The sequence below is a fragment of the Pseudomonas arsenicoxydans genome (assembly GCF_900103875.1).
GTDB lineage: Bacteria > Pseudomonadota > Gammaproteobacteria > Pseudomonadales > Pseudomonadaceae > Aquipseudomonas > Aquipseudomonas arsenicoxydans.
Genome location: NZ_LT629705.1, coordinates 241,714 through 260,000, shown reverse-complemented (window position 1 = coordinate 260,000; position 18,287 = coordinate 241,714). Strand labels below are relative to the sequence as shown.

The following is an 18,287-nucleotide window of genomic DNA, read 5'->3' as shown; positions in this document are numbered from 1 at the left end:
GGACGGTTACCACGGTGTGATTCATGACTGGGGTGAAGTCGTAACAAGGTAGCCGTAGGGGAACCTGCGGCTGGATCACCTCCTTAATCGACGACATCAGCTGCTCCATAAGTTCCCACACGAATTGCTTGATTCATTGAAGAAGACGATAAGAAGCAGCCCGAAATTGGGTCTGTAGCTCAGTTGGTTAGAGCGCACCCCTGATAAGGGTGAGGTCGGCAGTTCGAATCTGCCCAGACCCACCAATTTTGTGTGGGAAACGCCTGTAGAAATACGGGGCCATAGCTCAGCTGGGAGAGCGCCTGCCTTGCACGCAGGAGGTCAACGGTTCGATCCCGTTTGGCTCCACCACTAACTGCTTCTGATTGTGTAAAGCTTAGAAATGAGCATTCCATCGTGATGATGGTGAATGTTGATTTCTAGTCTTTGACTAGTTCGTTCTTTAAAAATTTGGGTATGTGATAGAAAGATAGACTGGACGTTACTTTCACTGGTAACGGATCAGGCTAAGGTAAAATTTGTGAGTTGCTCTTAATTGAGTATTATCGAATTTTCGGCGAATGTCGTCTTCACAGTATAACCAGATTGCTTGGGGTTATATGGTCAAGTGAAGAAGCGCATACGGTGGATGCCTTGGCAGTCAGAGGCGATGAAAGACGTGGTAGCCTGCGAAAAGCTTCGGGGAGTCGGCAAACAGACTTTGATCCGGAGATGTCTGAATGGGGGAACCCACCTAACATAAGTTAGGTATCTTAAGCTGAATACATAGGCTTAAGAAGCGAACCAGGGGAACTGAAACATCTAAGTACCCTGAGGAAAAGAAATCAACCGAGATTCCCTTAGTAGTGGCGAGCGAACGGGGACTAGCCCTTAAGTGGCTTTGAGATTAGCGGAACGCTCTGGAAAGTGCGGCCATAGTGGGTGATAGCCCTGTACGCGAAAATCTCTTAGTCATGAAATCGAGTAGGACGGAGCACGAGAAACTTTGTCTGAATATGGGGGGACCATCCTCCAAGGCTAAATACTACTGACTGACCGATAGTGAACTAGTACCGTGAGGGAAAGGCGAAAAGAACCCCGGAGAGGGGAGTGAAATAGATCCTGAAACCGTATGCGTACAAGCAGTGGGAGCCCACTTTGTTGGGTGACTGCGTACCTTTTGTATAATGGGTCAGCGACTTATTTTCAGTGGCGAGCTTAACCGAATAGGGGAGGCGTAGCGAAAGCGAGTCTTAATAGGGCGTCTAGTCGCTGGGAATAGACCCGAAACCGGGCGATCTATCCATGGGCAGGTTGAAGGTTGGGTAACACTAACTGGAGGACCGAACCGACTACCGTTGAAAAGTTAGCGGATGACCTGTGGATCGGAGTGAAAGGCTAATCAAGCTCGGAGATAGCTGGTTCTCCTCGAAAGCTATTTAGGTAGCGCCTCATGTATCACTGTAGGGGGTAGAGCACTGTTTCGGCTAGGGGGTCATCCCGACTTACCAAACCGATGCAAACTCCGAATACCTACAAGTGCCGAGCATGGGAGACACACGGCGGGTGCTAACGTCCGTCGTGAAAAGGGAAACAACCCAGACCGTCAGCTAAGGTCCCAAAGTTATGGTTAAGTGGGAAACGATGTGGGAAGGCTTAGACAGCTAGGAGGTTGGCTTAGAAGCAGCCACCCTTTAAAGAAAGCGTAATAGCTCACTAGTCGAGTCGGCCTGCGCGGAAGATGTAACGGGGCTCAAACCATACACCGAAGCTACGGGTATCACTTAGGTGATGCGGTAGAGGAGCGTTCTGTAAGCCTGTGAAGGTGAGTTGAGAAGCTTGCTGGAGGTATCAGAAGTGCGAATGCTGACATGAGTAACGACAATGGGTGTGAAAAACACCCACGCCGAAAGACCAAGGTTTCCTGCGCAACGTTAATCGACGCAGGGTTAGTCGGTCCCTAAGGCGAGGCTGAAAAGCGTAGTCGATGGAAAACAGGTTAATATTCCTGTACTTCTGGTTATTGCGATGGAGGGACGGAGAAGGCTAGGCCAGCTTGGCGTTGGTTGTCCAAGTTTAAGGTGGTAGGCTGAGATCTTAGGTAAATCCGGGATCTTAAGGCCGAGAGCTGATGACGAGTGTTCTTTTAGAACACGAAGTGGTTGATGCCATGCTTCCAAGAAAAGCTTCTAAGCTTCAGGTAACCAGGAACCGTACCCCAAACCGACACAGGTGGTTGGGTAGAGAATACCAAGGCGCTTGAGAGAACTCGGGTGAAGGAACTAGGCAAAATGGCACCGTAACTTCGGGAGAAGGTGCGCCGGTGAGGGTGAAGCATTTACTGCGTAAGCCCATGCCGGTCGAAGATACCAGGCCGCTGCGACTGTTTATTAAAAACACAGCACTCTGCAAACACGAAAGTGGACGTATAGGGTGTGACGCCTGCCCGGTGCCGGAAGGTTAATTGATGGGGTTAGCTAACGCGAAGCTCTTGATCGAAGCCCCGGTAAACGGCGGCCGTAACTATAACGGTCCTAAGGTAGCGAAATTCCTTGTCGGGTAAGTTCCGACCTGCACGAATGGCGTAACGATGGCGGCGCTGTCTCCACCCGAGACTCAGTGAAATTGAAATCGCTGTGAAGATGCAGTGTATCCGCGGCTAGACGGAAAGACCCCGTGAACCTTTACTATAGCTTTGCACTGGACTTTGAATTTGCTTGTGTAGGATAGGTGGGAGGCTTTGAAGCGTGGACGCCAGTTCGCGTGGAGCCAACCTTGAAATACCACCCTGGCAACTTTGAGGTTCTAACTCAGGTCCGTTATCCGGATCGAGGACAGTGTATGGTGGGTAGTTTGACTGGGGCGGTCTCCTCCTAAAGAGTAACGGAGGAGTACGAAGGTGCGCTCAGACCGGTCGGAAATCGGTCGTAGAGTATAAAGGCAAAAGCGCGCTTGACTGCGAGACAGACACGTCGAGCAGGTACGAAAGTAGGTCTTAGTGATCCGGTGGTTCTGTATGGAAGGGCCATCGCTCAACGGATAAAAGGTACTCCGGGGATAACAGGCTGATACCGCCCAAGAGTTCATATCGACGGCGGTGTTTGGCACCTCGATGTCGGCTCATCACATCCTGGGGCTGAAGCCGGTCCCAAGGGTATGGCTGTTCGCCATTTAAAGTGGTACGCGAGCTGGGTTTAGAACGTCGTGAGACAGTTCGGTCCCTATCTGCCGTGGACGTTTGAGATTTGAGAGGGGCTGCTCCTAGTACGAGAGGACCGGAGTGGACGAACCTCTGGTGTTCCGGTTGTCACGCCAGTGGCATTGCCGGGTAGCTATGTTCGGAATAGATAACCGCTGAAAGCATCTAAGCGGGAAACTAGCCTCAAGATGAGATCTCACTGGGACCTTGAGTCCCCTGAAGGGCCGTCGAAGACTACGACGTTGATAGGTTGGGTGTGTAAGCGCTGTGAGGCGTTGAGCTAACCAATACTAATTGCCCGTGAGGCTTGACCATATAACACCCAAGCAATTTGCTTGCTTCGAGCTGAAAGGCGAAAGAGCACCAGATTGCGGTGTGTGAAGACGAAACGAACCGAAAGTTCGAGAAGACTCGCAAAACACCAAAAGCTATCACATACCCATTCGCTGGAGCGTGGCCTCGCAAGAGAACACGACCTGGCTACCGAATTTCTTGACGACCATAGAGCATTGGAACCACCTGATCCCATCCCGAACTCAGCAGTGAAACGATGCATCGCCGATGGTAGTGTGGGGTTTCCCCATGTGAGAGTAGGTCATCGTCAAGATTAAATTCCGAAACCCCTATCTGCGTATGCAGGTAGGGGTTTTGTTTTGCCCGCAGGAAAGTTCGTACAGCATCTTCAGACGGCTTCCGGCTGTCACAGTCTCCCGACAGTGCTAAGGTTCGGCCCTAGATTTTGTAATTTCCCAAGGAAGCTTTTATGCCGGACGCCGCGTCCCTCAATGCCGGTTTTATGGTGGTTCAAAGCAACAGTCTGGATGAACTGCGTAGCCTGGTGATCAGCGTAATGCGGAACTACCCGCTAGCTCCCTTGGAAAATGAAATCGCCCTGGTTCAGAGTAATGGCATCGCTCAATGGCTAAAACTCGCGTTGGCCGAAGACCCGGAAGATGACGATATGGGCGGCTGCGGTATCGCAGCGGCCATCGATGTTCAGTTACCGGGCAGCTTCATGTGGCAGCTCTATCGCATGGTTCTGGGGCGTGATGAAATTCCGGTCAAATCCCTGCTCGATAAAGCGCCGCTGACCTGGCGTCTGATGCGACTGCTCCCGCAGCTGATCAATCAACCACATTTCGAACCGCTGCAACGCTTCCTCACCAACGACACTGATCTACGCAAGCGCTACCAGTTGTCAGAGCGACTGGCAGACCTGTTCGACCAATACCAGGTGTACCGGGCCGACTGGCTGGAGGATTGGGCGGAAGGTCGTCATCAGTTACGAAGCGTCAGAGGCGAGGCCAAGCCCCTCACCCCGGCCAACTGTTGGCAGGCAGAACTGTGGCGTGCGTTGTTGCTGGATGTGGGTGAACAAGGCATGGCTCAAAGTCGTGCCGGAGTCCATCAGAGATTTATTGAGCGTATCAACAGCCTCGACGTGGCGCCCAAAGGATTACCTTCCCGTGTGATCGTTTTCGGGATCTCCTCTCTCCCCGCTCAAGCCCTGGAAGCTCTTGCCGGACTCGCCCGATTCAGCCAGGTCTTGCTTTGCGTACACAACCCATGTCGTCACCATTGGGCGGACATCGTCGCCGATAAAGACCTGTTGCGGCATCAATACAAACGTCAGGCCCGAAAGAGCGGCATGCCTGTCGTGCTCGATCCACAAACCCTGCATCAACATGCCCATCCGCTATTGGCAGCCTGGGGCAAGCAGGGGCGGGACTACATTAATCTGCTCGACAGCTACGACGACCCCAATAGCTATCGTTCGGCATTTCGTGATGGGCGGATCGATTTGTTCAGCGATAGCCAGCCACGGAACATGCTCAACCAACTGCAAGACGACATCCTTGAGCTACGTCCCCTGAACGAGACTCGCGAGCAGTGGTCGGCCGTCGATCTGAGTCAGGACGAGTCGATCCGCTTCCACATCGCCCATAGCGCGCAGCGTGAAGTAGAGATCCTCCACGATCAGTTACTCGCACGCTTCAGTGCTGATCCTCAGTTGAAGCCACGCGACGTGATTGTGATGGTCCCGGATATCGACAGCTACGCGCCGCATATCCGCGCAGTATTCGGCCAACTGGATCGCTTCGATCCGCGCTTCATACCGTTCACGCTCGCGGACCAAGGCCAGCGCGGTCGTGATCCGCTGCTCATTGCCGTAGAACATCTGTTGAAGCTCCCCGACAGCCGCTTCCCCGTCAGCGAGATCCTCGACCTGCTGGACGTTCCCGCACTGCGTGCTCGCTTCGGTGTAGAAGAGCGTGACCTGCCGACCCTGCACCGCTGGATCGAAGGCGCCGGCATTCGCTGGGGCATGAATGCCGAACAGCGTGCTGGTTTGGGATTGCCTGAAGCGCTAGAGCAGAACAGTTGGCGTTTCGGCCTGCGCCGGATGCTGCTCGGCTATGCCGTTGGCAGCGCCAGTGCCTGCGAAGGTATCGAGCCTTACGATGAAATTGGCGGTCTGGACGCCGCGCTCATCGGTCCTTTGGTTGCATTGCTGGACGCGCTGGAGGTTGCCCATCAGGAACTGATGCAACCTGCGCCACCCAAGCAATGGGGCGTCAGGATGCAGGCGTTGGTGCAGTTGTTTTTCCAGGCCAGCAATGAGCATGACGATTACCTGCTGGCCCAACTGGAAGAATTGCGTGAAACCTGGCTTGAGACCTGCGAATCAGTAGGCTTGCATGATGACCTGCCGTTGACCGTGGTCCGTGAAGCGTGGCTGGCAGGACTCGACCAGGGGCGCCTGTCTCAGCGTTTTTTGGCTGGGGCGGTCAACTTCTGCACGTTGATGCCGATGCGGGCGATCCCGTTCAAACTCGTCTGCCTGCTCGGCATGAATGATGGTGATTACCCACGAGCGCAACCACCGCTGGACTTCGATCTGATGGGCAGCGACTACCGCCCGGGTGATCGTTCCCGGCGTGAGGATGACCGCTATCTGTTGCTGGAGGCGCTGTTGTCGGCTCGCAACCAACTGTATATCAGCTGGGTCGGTCGCAGTATCCGGGACAACAGTGAGCGCCCGGCTTCAGTATTGATTGGCCAACTTCGCGACCACCTCGCCAGTGGCTGGCGATTAGCAAACGGCAGTGACCTGCTTGAAGCCATGACGCAAGAGCACCCACTGCAACCCTTCAGCGCGCGCTATTTTCATGAGGGCGATGACCTGTTCAGCTACGCCAGTGAGTGGCAGGTGCTGCATCAAACCGGTGAACTGGCGACGGATGTTCAGACGCTTGATGACTACATTCAAGAGGAACCGCTGAGCCTCGGTCAATTGCAGGATTTCCTGCGTAACCCGGTGCGACATTTTTTCAGTCAGCGGCTGAAGGTATTTTTCGAAGCGGCTGAAGCCCCTTTGGCCGATGAAGAGCCCTTTGTACTCGACGCACTTCAGCGCTATAGCCTCAGTGACAGTTTGCTTGGCGCGGCGCTGGGGCAATTGGCGCATGTCGATTCGGCGCTAGAGACGCAGGCAAAGCGCCTGCAAAACAGTGGTCTGTTGCCCATGGCCGGGTTTGGCGAATCTCTACAGCGAGAGTTGATCGAACCATTGCCGGATCTGTTGCAACGCTACCAACAACTGCTGACGTTATGGCCAACAGCGCTCACCAGTGCGTTGCCAGTGAGCCTGGAGCTGGAAGGTCTGCGTCTGGAGGGTTGGCTCAGTGGCTTGTATCAGCGTGCAGACGGCGGCTTGCTATCGGTCACCACGATTCCCAACAGCATTGGTTCGATCAAGACCCGCAAGTGGCATCGCCTGACGCGACCTTGGGTCAATCACTTGGTAGCCTGCGCCAGCGGCATGTCGATGACCACGGCGTTGGTGGCCAGTGACGATAGTCTGCTGCTGGCTCCGCTGGAGGAGGCGGTAGCATTGCGCGCCTTGGGCCAACTGTTGCAAGCATGGAAGAAAGGCATGTGCCAGCCGCTGCCGATCGCGGTGAAAACAGCCTTTGCCTGGCTCTCCCAGACAGACCCGGTCAAAGCCGACGACGCTGCTCGAAAAGCCTATGAAGGCGACGGTCAAACCACCGACGGCGAACGCCGTGAGAGCCCAGCACTCGCTCGGCAATTCGCCGATTACGATGCTCTGATTGCCGCGAATACTTTCCACCACTGGTGCAACACTTTGTATAAGCCGATGCTCGAAGCCCCTTGGCGTTCGTTGAACAGCGAGGAGGCGCGCGCATGACCACGAAAACACCACTGGCCCTGGCATTCCCCCTGAGTGGCAGTCAACTGATCGAAGCCAGCGCCGGTACTGGCAAAACCTTCACCATTTCCGCGTTGTACCTACGTCTGGTCCTCGGGCACGGTGGCGAATCGGGTGGATTTGGGCGTGAATTGTTGCCGCCACAAATCCTCGTTGTGACATTCACCGATGCCGCGACCAAGGAGTTGCGCGAACGTATTCGCACACGTCTGGCTGAAGCCGCGCGGTACTTCCGTGAGGAGATCAAGGCACCCGACAGCCTCATCGCTGAACTGCGTGATGAATATCTGCCGGAACAGTGGTCAGGCTGCGCAAACCGCCTGGACATCGCCGCACAGTGGATGGATGAAGCCGCCGTATCGACTATTCACAGTTGGTGCCAGCGCATGTTGCGCGAGCATGCATTCGACAGCGGCAGCCTGTTTACCCAAACCCTTGAAACCGATCACAGCGATTTGCTGGGCGAAGTGCTGCGCGATTACTGGCGGCTGTTCTGCTATCCGATGCAAGGCGATGCCCTGAACTGGGTGCGAAATAATTGGGGTGGTCCGGCGGCGTTGTTGCCTCGTGTACGTGGTTTGTTCGCCAGCGAACGGGACAGTATCGAAGGTAAAGAGCCTGCCGACCTCATCACCGAGTGCCTGCAGGAGCGACGAACTGCGTTGCTCGAACTCAAGATGCCTTGGCGCCAATGGGCGGACGAGTTGCTTGCCCTCTGTCACCAAGGCGTTGCGAGTAAAAGCGTCGACGGTCGGAAGATGCAGGCACGTTATTTCGAACCCTGGTTCGAAAAAATAAAGGCCTGGGCCGAAGACGAGTCCCTGGAGCAGCTGGATATCGGCACCGGCTTCACTCGTCTGACCCCGGATGGCATGGCCGAAGCCTGGAAGGGAGACGCCCCCAGTCACCCTGGTCTGGAGGCCATGCCCGGCCTCAAGGCCAGCCTTGATGGGTTGCCTACCCCTGACGCGGCGGTCCTGCAACACGCCGCTCAATGGGTGAGTGCACGGTTCGAGGAAGAAAAGCGTCGCCGCGCGGAGATGGGGTTCGATGACATGCTGCTGCGCCTCGATGCGGCATTGCAGTCCGATGGTGGCGAGCGCCTCGCGACTCTGATTCGTGAGCAGTTTCCGGTGGCGCTGATCGATGAATTCCAGGACACCGACCCGGTGCAGTACCGGATTTTCGAAAGCATTTATCGCATCGACGACAACAATCCCGAATGCGGCCTGTTTCTGATCGGCGACCCCAAGCAAGCGATCTACGCGTTCCGCGGTGCCGACATCTATACCTACCTGCGGGCACGCCAGGCCACTGCCGGCCGCTTGCATACCCTGGGAACAAATTTCCGTTCCAGCCACGGCATGGTCAGTGCGGTAAACCATGTATTCGAGCGTGCCGAGTCTCGTGAGCTGGGACGCGGCGCGTTCCTGTTTCGTGAAAAAAACGGCGAGAATCCAGTGCCGTTCCTGCCCGTTGAATCCCAAGGTCGCAAAGAAGTTCTGCAGGTTGATGGCCAAGTCGTCCCCGCCCTGAACATCTGGCACCTGTCCGCTGAGCAGCCGCTGTCGGGTGCGGTGTATCGACAACAACTCGCCGCCGCCTGTGCCAGTGAAATCACCGCGTTGCTCAACGGGGGCGAAGAAGGTCGAGCGGGTTTCATCGAAGACGGCAAGGATTTCAGACGCCTCTTGCCTGCCGACATCGCGATTCTGGTCCGTGACGGCAAAGAGGCTCAGGCCGTGCGTGGCGAACTCTCTGCGCGCGGCGTGCGTAGCGTCTACCTCTCGGACAAGGATTCGGTCTTCGCAGCGCAGGAAGCCCACGACCTGCTGACCTGGCTCAAGGCTTGTGCCGAGCCGGATGTCGAGCGACCACTTCGAGCCGCGCTGGCTTGTATCACGCTGAATCTTTCCCTGGCTGAACTGGAACGTCTGAATCAAGACGAGCTGGCCTGGGAATCGCGGGTCATGCAGTTTCGCGGATATCGCGAACTGTGGCGCAAGCAAGGCGTGTTGCCGATGTTGCGGCGCCTGTTGCATGACTTCCAGTTACCCGAGGCATTGATCGCGCGCAGTGACGGCGAACGTGTCTTGACCAATTTGTTGCACCTGTCGGAGTTGTTGCAGCAGGCCGCTGCCGAACTCGATGGGGAGCAAGCGCTGATTCGTCATCTGTCCGAACATTTGGCATTGTCCGGTCAGGCCGGTGAAGAACAGATCCTGCGTCTGGAAAGCGATGCGCAACTGGTCAAGGTCGTGACCATTCACAAGTCCAAAGGGCTGGAATATCCATTGGTGTTCCTGCCCTTCATCTGCTCGGCAAAACCGGTGGATGGCAGCCGTTTACCGCTGCATTTCCACGACGCAAACGGCAAGGCTCAGGTGACCCTGAAGCCGACTGCCGAATTGATTGCTCTCGCCGATGATGAGCGTCTGGCCGAAGACCTGCGGTTGCTCTACGTCGCCCTGACGCGGGCACAACATGCCTGCTGGCTCGGCGTGACCGATCTCAAACGCGGCAATAACAACAGCTCGGTTTTGCACCTGTCTGCGTTGGGTTATTTGCTGGGCGGCGGTGCTCCGCTGACCGAGTCCGCAGGCCTGAAACGCTGGCTGGAAGATCTTCAGCAAGACTGTCCGGCACTGAGCTATGGGGAAATGCCTGAGGCGACAGCCGACCACTATCACCCGCCACGCAATGAAGCGAAGTTGCTTGCGCCGCTGATACCCAAGCGCAAGGCGAGCGAAAACTGGTGGATCGCCTCCTACAGTGCCTTGCGCATTGGCGACATTCTGAGCGTGGGCAGCGATGAAGCCCCGGAGAACCCGCAAGCGCAAAAGCTCTTTGACGACGAGCGCCTCGATCCACAAGCGCCGCGAGAAGTTGTTGCCGGTGGCGCTGATATTCATCGCTTCCCCCGTGGCCCGAACCCCGGGACCTTTCTCCATGGTTTGCTGGAATGGGTCGGAGATGAAGGTTTCTGCGCCGCCCCGCAAGTCGTGGAAGACGCCATTGCCCGTCGCTGCAATCGCCGTGGCTGGGAAGGCTGGATCACCACGCTGAGCGATTGGCTGCAACACTTGCTCAAGTCTGCGTTGCCCATCGGTGATGGGCAGTCCCCGGTCATTTTCGAGCAGCTCACCCAGTACCGCGTCGAGATGGAATTCTGGTTCGCCAGTCATAAAGTCGATGTGCTCAAGCTCGATGAACTGGTGCGCCAATACACCCATAACGGCGTCGCTCGGGTGGCCGCCGAACCGGTATTGCTCAACGGCATGTTCAAGGGCTTCATCGACCTGACCTTCGAGCACGAAGGTCGCTACTACGTCGCTGACTACAAATCCAATTGGCTGGGGCCCGACGACGCGTCCTACACCGAGCAGGCCATGGAACAGTCGATTCTCGACAATCGTTATGACCTGCAATACGTGCTGTACCTGTTGGCCCTGCACCGCCAGCTCAAGGCGCGACTGCCGGATTACGATTACGACCGGCATGTTGGTGGGGCGCTGTATCTGTTCCTGCGTGGCACGCGTGCACCCACCCAAGGCGCGTATTTCGCCCGCCCACCCAGAGAGCTGATCGAGCGCCTTGACCGGCTGTTCCAAGGCAAGCCGGAACCCAAGGCCGAACCCGCCTGGGAACAGGGAGAACTGTTATGAGTCGCACCTTCGCCGATTTGCTGCCCACGCCATTGGCAGCCGAAAGCCTGGCGGACCTGGCGCCCCTGACTCGGGCAGATGACCTGCTGCTATTGCTGACTCGCTGGGTGGAACGTGGCTGGCTGCGGGCGCTGGACAAGGCCTTTGTCGCCTTCCTCCACGAACTCGCCCCCGACGATGATCCGTTGGTGCTGCTCGCCGCCGCGTTGACCAGTCACCAACTGGGCCACGGCCATGTCTGCCTGGATTTGTTCGAAACGCTGAAAGAGCCGGACTTCGCCTTGTCGCTGCCGCCGGAAGGCGATGTGCAAAGCGGTGCGATGGTGTTGCCATCGCAACTGCTTGAGGCGCTGGACGGCGCGCATTGGTGCAAGGTCCTGGCGTCCAGTCGCCTGGTAGCGCTGGCCGTCGATGGTCGAGAGGAGGCGCAATCTCGGCCCTTGGTGCTGTCGGGCAAGCGCCTGTACCTGCGCCGCTATTGGGCTTACGAAAGGCGCATCGACAATGCCCTGCGCTTGCGCCTGGCTGAACATGAAACTACGCCGAATGACCTGTTCCAACGCCTCACGGGTCTGTTCGGTCCGGCCAAGCCCGGTGAAGTGATCGACTGGCAGAAACTCGCCTGCGCCCTGGCCACCCGCAGCGCGTTCAGCATCGTCACCGGCGGACCGGGCACCGGCAAGACCACCACGGTCGTGCGGTTGCTGGCGTTGCTCCAGGCGCCAGCAGTGGCGGCGGGCAAGCCGCTGCGCATTCGTCTGGCAGCGCCTACCGGCAAAGCGGCGGCGCGGCTGACGGAATCCATCAGCCAGCAAGTCCGGACACTGGAAGTCGCAGACGCCGTCAGAGACAAAATACCGTCTGACGTCACCACCGTGCATCGCTTGCTTGGCAGTCGCCCCGGCACTCGGCACTTCCGTCACCACGCCGGCAATCGCTTACCGCTGGATGTCCTGGTGGTGGACGAAGCCTCGATGATCGACCTGGAAATGATGGCAAACCTGCTCGACGCAATGCCGGCCCATGCCCGGCTGGTGTTGCTCGGTGACAAGGATCAACTCGCTTCGGTGGAGGCGGGCGCGGTACTGGGCGATCTGTGTCGCGATGCCGAGGCTGGCTGGTACAGCCCGCAAACTCGGCAGTGGCTTGAGTCCATCAGTGGCGAAAGCCTGAGCGCCAGCGGTTTGCGGGAGGACACCGACCGTGCTCATCCCCTAGCCCAACAAGTCGTGATGCTCCGTCACTCGCGCCGATTCGGTGAGGGCAGCGGGATTGGTCAGTTGGCCCGTTGGGTCAACCAGCAGCAGCCGGAAGAGGCTCGCAAGCTGTTGCAGGCTCGAAGCCACGAAGATGTGTTTTCTCTGCCCCTCAAAGGTGAGCATGATCGGGCGCTTGAACGCTTGCTGCTTGAAGGCCATGGCGAGGGGCCGCAAGGCTATCGTCATTACCTGCATCTGCTGCGCAGCCAGCGTCCGCCGCTCGACAGCTCGCTCGATGATCCACGCTGGACCGATTGGGCGCGCCAGGTGTTGCAGGCTTTCGACGCCTTCCAGCTGTTGTGCGCCGTACGCAAGGGCCCATGGGGAGTGGAGGGTTTGAATCAGCGAGTCACCGCCGCGCTGCTCAAGGCTCGACTGATCGACAGCGACCAGCAATGGTACGAAGGTCGGCCGGTTCTCATGACTCGCAATGACTATGGCCTGGGATTGATGAACGGTGACATCGGTATTGCCCTCAAACTGCCGGAGCGCGATGGACTGGCGCCTGGGAAGCATGTGCTGCGTGTAGCGTTCCCGCGCAACGATGGTCAGGGCGGTGTGCGTTTTGTCCTGCCGAGCCGACTCAACGACGTTGAAACCGTGTACGCCATGACCGTGCACAAATCCCAGGGTTCTGAATTTGCCCATACGGCGTTGATTCTGCCGGATGCGCTCAACCCTGTTCTCACCAAGGAGCTGATCTACACCGGGATCACCCGGGCCAAGCACTGGTTCACTCTGATCGAGCCGCGAGCAGGGGTGTTTGAAGAGGCCGTGCGACGCAAGGTCAAGCGCTTGAGCGGGTTGATGCTGGAATGGGAAGAGGGCGTCGAGCCGGGTCATTGAAGGGACGGCGCAGGATGGCGGGAACTGGCCGTATCGGTGCCGCACGTGTCCTCGCTGGTGTTCCGACCCTATGCTATCGTTGCGGCATCATTTCGTTTCTGTCTCAAAGAGAATCCTGCATGAAGGTGGCTGTCCGGACGACAGGACGCGTCGTTGGCTGCAAGCAAATGCTGCTTGCAGGTGTTCTCTGTTTGCTGACCGGCGTGGTTTTCGCTCAGGCGCAAAACCCTGGGAGCATGGCCGATCAACGCGCCAAATCGGTCACTCAGGTCGTCCTCGGGATTCTCAGCTATGCGCGCTGGCCAGTTGAGCCCGCCCAATTACGCCTGTGCGTGGTCGGCCCCACCGAGTACACCGACGACCTGGTCAAAGGCGCAACCCAGGCCACTGGTCGGCCCGTCACCGTGCAACGGTACTTGGCCGAAAACCCGTCAATTGTCGATGCATGCGATGCGGTGTACATCGGCAAGCTCACCAGTGATGAGCGCAGTCGACTCTTTGCCTCGTTGACGGAGCGCCCGGTGCTGAGCATCAGCGAGAGCGACGATCAGTGCACCGTCGGCAGCCTGTTTTGCTTGCGGGTCAGTGATGATCAGGTGTCTTTCGAGGTCAACCTCGACTCCGTCGCCCGCAGCGGCGTACGCATTCACCCCAGTGTGCTGCAATTGTCCCGCCGCAAGGCGGCGCCATGATTCTATTCACACCGGGTGATCGCCCCACCTTGCGCTCGGTCATCGGACGCGGGCACTTGGTCGTCGCGCTGGTGGGCGTAGCCATGGCAAGCATCTCCCTGACATTGTTGGGCGTGCTTGCCTTGCGGGTGTATGCCGACCACAACCTGCACCTGATCGCGCGTTCGATCAATTACACGGTGGAGGCCGCAGTGGTGTTCAACGACAAAGCGGCGGCCACTGAGGCGCTGGCGTTGATCGCCTCAACGGAAGAAGTCGCCGACGCCCAGGTGCTGGATGAAAAGGGGCGGGTATTGGCGCGCTGGCAGCGACCGGAAAGCGGTTTGTTCTCCGACCTGGAATTGCAGATCGCGAAAACCTTTCTGGAAAAACCCATCGTCATGCCGATCGTTCATCAAGGCCGGGAAGTCGGTAGCATCCAGCTCACCGGTCACGGCGGCAGCCTGCTGCGTTTCTTGCTCAGCGGTCTGGTGGGAATCGTCCTGTGCACGGCCATCAGTGCCTGGGTCGCGCTTTATCTGGCACGCCGACAACTTCGCGCAATTACCGGCCCGCTGCGCCGCCTCGCCGCCGTCGCGCATGCCGCCCGCTGCGACCGAGCCTTTGACCGGCGTGTGCCACCCGCCGAGATCGCGGAACTCGATAACCTGGGCAATGACTTCAATGCGTTGCTCGGTGAGCTCGAATCCTGGCAGACCCATCTGAAGAGCGAAAACGAAACCCTGGCGCACCAGGCCAGTCACGACAGCCTCACCGGATTGCCGAACCGGGCGTTTTTCGAAGGGCGCCTGATCCGTGCGTTGCGCAATGCCAACAAGCTCAACGAGCGAGTGGCCGTGCTGTTTCTCGACAGCGACCGCTTCAAGGAAATCAATGATGGCTTCGGTCATGCCGCCGGTGACGCCGTGCTGATCGCCGTCGCCAACAGGGTTCGTGCGCAGTTGCGCGAAGAGGATCTGGTGGCGCGTCTGGGCGGCGATGAATTTGCCGTGTTGCTGACGCCACTGCACAAAATCGAAGACGCGGAACGGATTGCCGACAAGATCCTGGCCAGTATGGAATTACCGATCCTGCTGCCAAGTAACACCCACGTGTTGACCTCTCTGAGTATCGGCATCGCCGTGTATCCAGATCATGGGTCCACACCGGGCGCTCTGCTCAATGCCGCCGACGCGGCGATGTACCAAGCCAAGCGTGTTTCCCGAGGCGCGCAGCACACGGCCGGGTCGGAGCACCCTGTCGCCCATGTTCAATCAAGGAGCTGAATGCTTTGTTTTCGATCACTCGACATTTCCTGCGTTTTTTCACGATCAGTCTGTTCATGGCCTTGCTGGCATTGGCCGGCTGCCAGACGGCTCCTCAAAAGGGCCTGACCCCTGGCCAAATCTCCGTGCTCAAACAGCAAGGCTTCGAGCTGACCGATGAGGGCTGGGCGTTTGGCTTGTCTGGCAAAGTGCTGTTTGGCAGTGACGACGATGGCCTGAACGCTGCGAGCACCGAGATCGTCGAACGCATCGGCAAAGCCTTGCTGGCGGTCGGCATCGAGCGCGTGCGGGTCGATGGTCACACCGATGCATCGGGCAAAGAGTCCTATAACCAGACGCTGTCCCTGCGCCGCGCGAAAAGCGTCGGCAACGTCCTGACAACGGTCGGCATGAAAGAAGAAAACATCCAGTTGCGCGGTCTGGGCAGCAATGAGCCGGTGGCCTCCAACAACACCGCTGCGGGCCGCACCGAAAACCGTCGAGTGTCGATCGTGGTGAGCGCTGGTTAATCGGCGAACAGCATCCCCCGGCTTTCGCCCATCAACAGGCTGTGATTGCGCTCAGTCACCTCACGGATGTAATCCCACAACAACGTGATTCGCTTGAGCTTGCGCAGGTCCTCCCGGCAGTACATCCAGAACTGCCGGGTAATGTTGATCTCCTCTGGCAGCACCGGCAGCAAGCGCGGGTCTTGGGCCGCCAGGAAGCACGGCAGAATGGCCAGTGAGCGCCCTTGTTGTGCCGCGACGAATTGGGCGATCACGCTGGTGCTTCGCAGATTGGCGCTGGCGCCAGGCAAAACGTTCGCCAGGTACAGCAGCTCCGAGCTGAAGGCCAGGTCGTCCACATAACTGATGAATTGATGCTTGCCCAAGTCTGCCGGGCGGTTAATCGGCGGGTGCTTGTCCAGATAATCCTGAGTCGCGTAGAGCTGTAGCTTGTAGTCGCAGAGCTTGCAGCAGACGTAAGGCCCGTGCTCCGGACGCTCCAGGGCGATGACGATATCCGCCTCACGCTTGGACAGGCTGATGAAGTGCGGCAGCGGCAGGATGTCGACCGAGATCGCCGGGTAGGCATCGACGAAATGGCTCAGCTGCGGGGTGATGAAAAAGCTGCCGAAGCCTTCGGTGCAGCCCATGCGTACATGCCCGGACAACGCCACGCCTGAACCTGAAACCTGTTCGCAGGCCATGTGCAGGGTGCTTTCAATCGATTCGGCATAACCGAGCAATCGCTGACCTTCGGCGGTCAGGACAAAGCCGCTGGTCCGGGATTTCTCGAACAGCAAGGTGCCCAGCGCGGCTTCCAGTGAACTGATGCGCCGCGAGACCGTGGTGTAGTCCACCGCGAGTCGCTTGGCCGCGGTGCTAGCCTTGCGGGTACGGGAGACCTCAAGGAAAAACTTGAGGTCATCCCAGTTCAACGAGCCTAAAGACGTGATGTTTTTTTGCATGATGGACCGGCTTTTATGTGCGTTCTTATCAGAAGTTTGCACATCTATACTCCAGGAACAGCCGGATAATCAATTCGCGGCAACCGCTTCATTGCAAGGCGACTTTTCGCCTTGGCTCCCCAGATAGCTCTCTACATAAGAACAATTTCCCGGAGACCCAATATGAACGCAACGCTCAAGCCAAACGAAACCACTGTGCAGAAGGTCAAGTTGTTGATCGACGGCGAGTGGGTCGAGTCGCAGACCACCGAGTGGCACGACATCGTCAACCCGGCGACCCAGCAAGTGCTGGCCAAGGTCCCGTTCGCCACCGCGCAAGAAGTTGACGCCGCGATCACTGCCGCCCATCGCGCCTTCCAGACCTGGAAGCTGACGCCAATCGGCGCGCGGATGCGCATCATGCTCAAGCTCCAGGCGTTGATCCGTGAACACTCCAAACGCATCGCCGTGGTGCTCAGCAACGAGCAAGGCAAAACCATTGCCGACGCTGAAGGCGATATCTTTCGCGGCCTGGAAGTGGTCGAACACGCGTGCTCCATCGGCACCCTGCAAATGGGCGAGTTCGCCGAGAACGTCGCGGGCGGCGTCGATACCTACACCCTGCGTCAGCCAATCGGCGTGTGCGCCGGTATTACCCCGTTCAACTTCCCGGCGATGATTCCGCTGTGGATGTTCCCGATGGCCATCGCTTGCGGCAACACCTTTGTGCTCAAGCCGTCCGAACAGGACCCGATGTCGACCATGCTGCTGGTGGAACTGGCAATCGAGGCCGGCGTTCCGGCTGGCGTGCTCAACGTTGTTCATGGCGGTAAGGACGTGGTGGATGCACTCTGCACCCACAAGGACATCAAGGCTGTGTCCTTCGTTGGTTCGACTGCGGTCGGCACTCACGTCTATGACCTGGCGGGCAAACACGGCAAGCGCGTGCAATCGATGATGGGCGCGAAGAACCATGCGGTTGTGCTGCCGGACGCCAATCGCGAACAAGCGCTCAATGCTTTGGTCGGCGCTGGTTTCGGTGCGGCCGGTCAACGTTGCATGGCCACCTCGGTGGTGGTGTTGGTGGGTGCGGCCAAACAGTGGCTGCCAGACCTGAAGGCGTTGGCACAGAAACTGACGGTGAATGCCGGCAGCGAGCCCGGCACTGACGTCGGCCCGGTGATCTCGAAAAAAGCCAAGCAGCGAATTCTTGATCTGATCGAGAGTGGCATCAAGGAAGGCGCCAAGCTTGAGCTGGACGGTCGTGACATCACGGTTCCAGGCTTCGAGCAGGGCAACTTTGTCGGCCCGACCCTGTTTTCCGGTGTGACCACCGACATGCAGATCTACACCCAGGAAATCTTCGGCCCGGTGCTGGTGGTTCTGGAAGTCGCCACCCTCGACGAGGCCATCGCCCTGGTCAACGCCAACCCGTTCGGCAACGGCACGGGCCTGTTCACCCAAAGCGGTGCGGCAGCGCGCAAGTTCCAGAGCGAAATCGACGTTGGCCAGGTCGGCATCAACATTCCGATTCCGGTGCCGGTCCCGTTCTTCAGCTTCACCGGTTCGCGCGGTTCCAAACTCGGCGACCTCGGTCCCTATGGCAAGCAAGTGGTGCAGTTCTACACTCAGACCAAGACCGTCACCAGTCGCTGGTTCGATGACAACAGCGTCAACGACGGTGTGAACACCACCATCAACTTGCGTTAAGGAGCC

At 58.0% G+C, this 18,287-nt stretch carries 8 protein-coding genes, 2 tRNA genes and 3 rRNA genes (1 of these 13 running past the window's edge); 12 read left to right on the top strand and 1 reads right to left on the bottom strand.

Translation table 11 applies throughout. The features are described from left to right. The 11 genes from BLQ41_RS01190 to BLQ41_RS01140 all read left to right on the top strand — a co-directional run. A 16S ribosomal RNA gene (locus tag BLQ41_RS01190) occupies positions 1 to 86 on the top strand (it extends 1,451 nt beyond the left edge of the window). Positions 87 to 168: 82 nt separating this feature from the next. After that, a tRNA-Ile gene (locus tag BLQ41_RS01185) sits at positions 169 to 245 on the top strand. A gap of 30 nt (positions 246 to 275) precedes the next feature. Next, a tRNA-Ala gene (locus BLQ41_RS01180) sits at positions 276 to 351 on the top strand. 250 nt (positions 352 to 601) lie between these two features. Then, a 23S ribosomal RNA gene (locus tag BLQ41_RS01175) occupies positions 602 to 3,493 on the top strand. Between the two features lie 176 nt (positions 3,494 to 3,669). After that, positions 3,670 to 3,785, top strand: a 5S ribosomal RNA gene (gene rrf, locus BLQ41_RS01170). Together the 16S, 23S and 5S rRNA genes with 2 tRNA genes alongside form the textbook arrangement of a ribosomal RNA operon. 156 nt (positions 3,786 to 3,941) lie before the next feature. Then, entirely contained in the window at positions 3,942 to 7,391 is a 3,450-nt protein-coding gene (gene recC / locus BLQ41_RS01165) for an exodeoxyribonuclease V subunit gamma (RefSeq protein ID WP_090175848.1), read from the top strand. Further along, on the top strand, positions 7,388 to 11,077 hold the full coding sequence (gene recB, locus BLQ41_RS01160; protein ID WP_090175846.1) for an exodeoxyribonuclease V subunit beta: 3,690 nt from the start codon (positions 7,388 to 7,390) through the stop codon (positions 11,075 to 11,077). The genes recC and recB overlap by 4 nt, the downstream gene beginning before the upstream one ends. Then, positions 11,074 to 13,182, top strand: a complete 2,109-nt coding sequence (recD, locus tag BLQ41_RS01155) for an exodeoxyribonuclease V subunit alpha (RefSeq protein WP_090175844.1) — start codon at positions 11,074 to 11,076, stop codon at positions 13,180 to 13,182. Before recB ends, recD begins: the two co-directional genes overlap by 4 nt. A 119-nt stretch (positions 13,183 to 13,301) precedes the next feature. Further along, entirely contained in the window at positions 13,302 to 13,874 is a 573-nt protein-coding gene (locus BLQ41_RS01150; protein WP_090175841.1) for a YfiR family protein, read from the top strand. Continuing rightward, positions 13,871 to 15,139, top strand: coding sequence for a diguanylate cyclase domain-containing protein (locus BLQ41_RS01145; RefSeq protein ID WP_090175839.1), 1,269 nt, complete (start codon positions 13,871 to 13,873; stop codon positions 15,137 to 15,139). Before BLQ41_RS01150 ends, BLQ41_RS01145 begins: the two co-directional genes overlap by 4 nt. A 56-nt stretch (positions 15,140 to 15,195) precedes the next feature. Then, entirely contained in the window at positions 15,196 to 15,648 is a 453-nt protein-coding gene (locus BLQ41_RS01140; RefSeq protein ID WP_090188324.1) for an OmpA family protein, read from the top strand. On the opposite strand, the gene BLQ41_RS01135 is transcribed toward BLQ41_RS01140, so the two are convergent. Continuing rightward, positions 15,645 to 16,592, bottom strand: a complete 948-nt coding sequence (locus BLQ41_RS01135) for a LysR family transcriptional regulator (RefSeq protein WP_090188322.1) — start codon at positions 16,590 to 16,592, stop codon at positions 15,645 to 15,647. The genes BLQ41_RS01140 and BLQ41_RS01135 overlap by 4 nt on opposite strands. Before the next feature lie 162 nt (positions 16,593 to 16,754). Between BLQ41_RS01135 and BLQ41_RS01130 the strand changes: the two genes are divergently transcribed. Then, positions 16,755 to 18,281, top strand: a complete 1,527-nt coding sequence (locus BLQ41_RS01130; protein WP_090175837.1) for a CoA-acylating methylmalonate-semialdehyde dehydrogenase — start codon at positions 16,755 to 16,757, stop codon at positions 18,279 to 18,281. Positions 18,282 to 18,287: the final 6 nt, after the last annotated feature.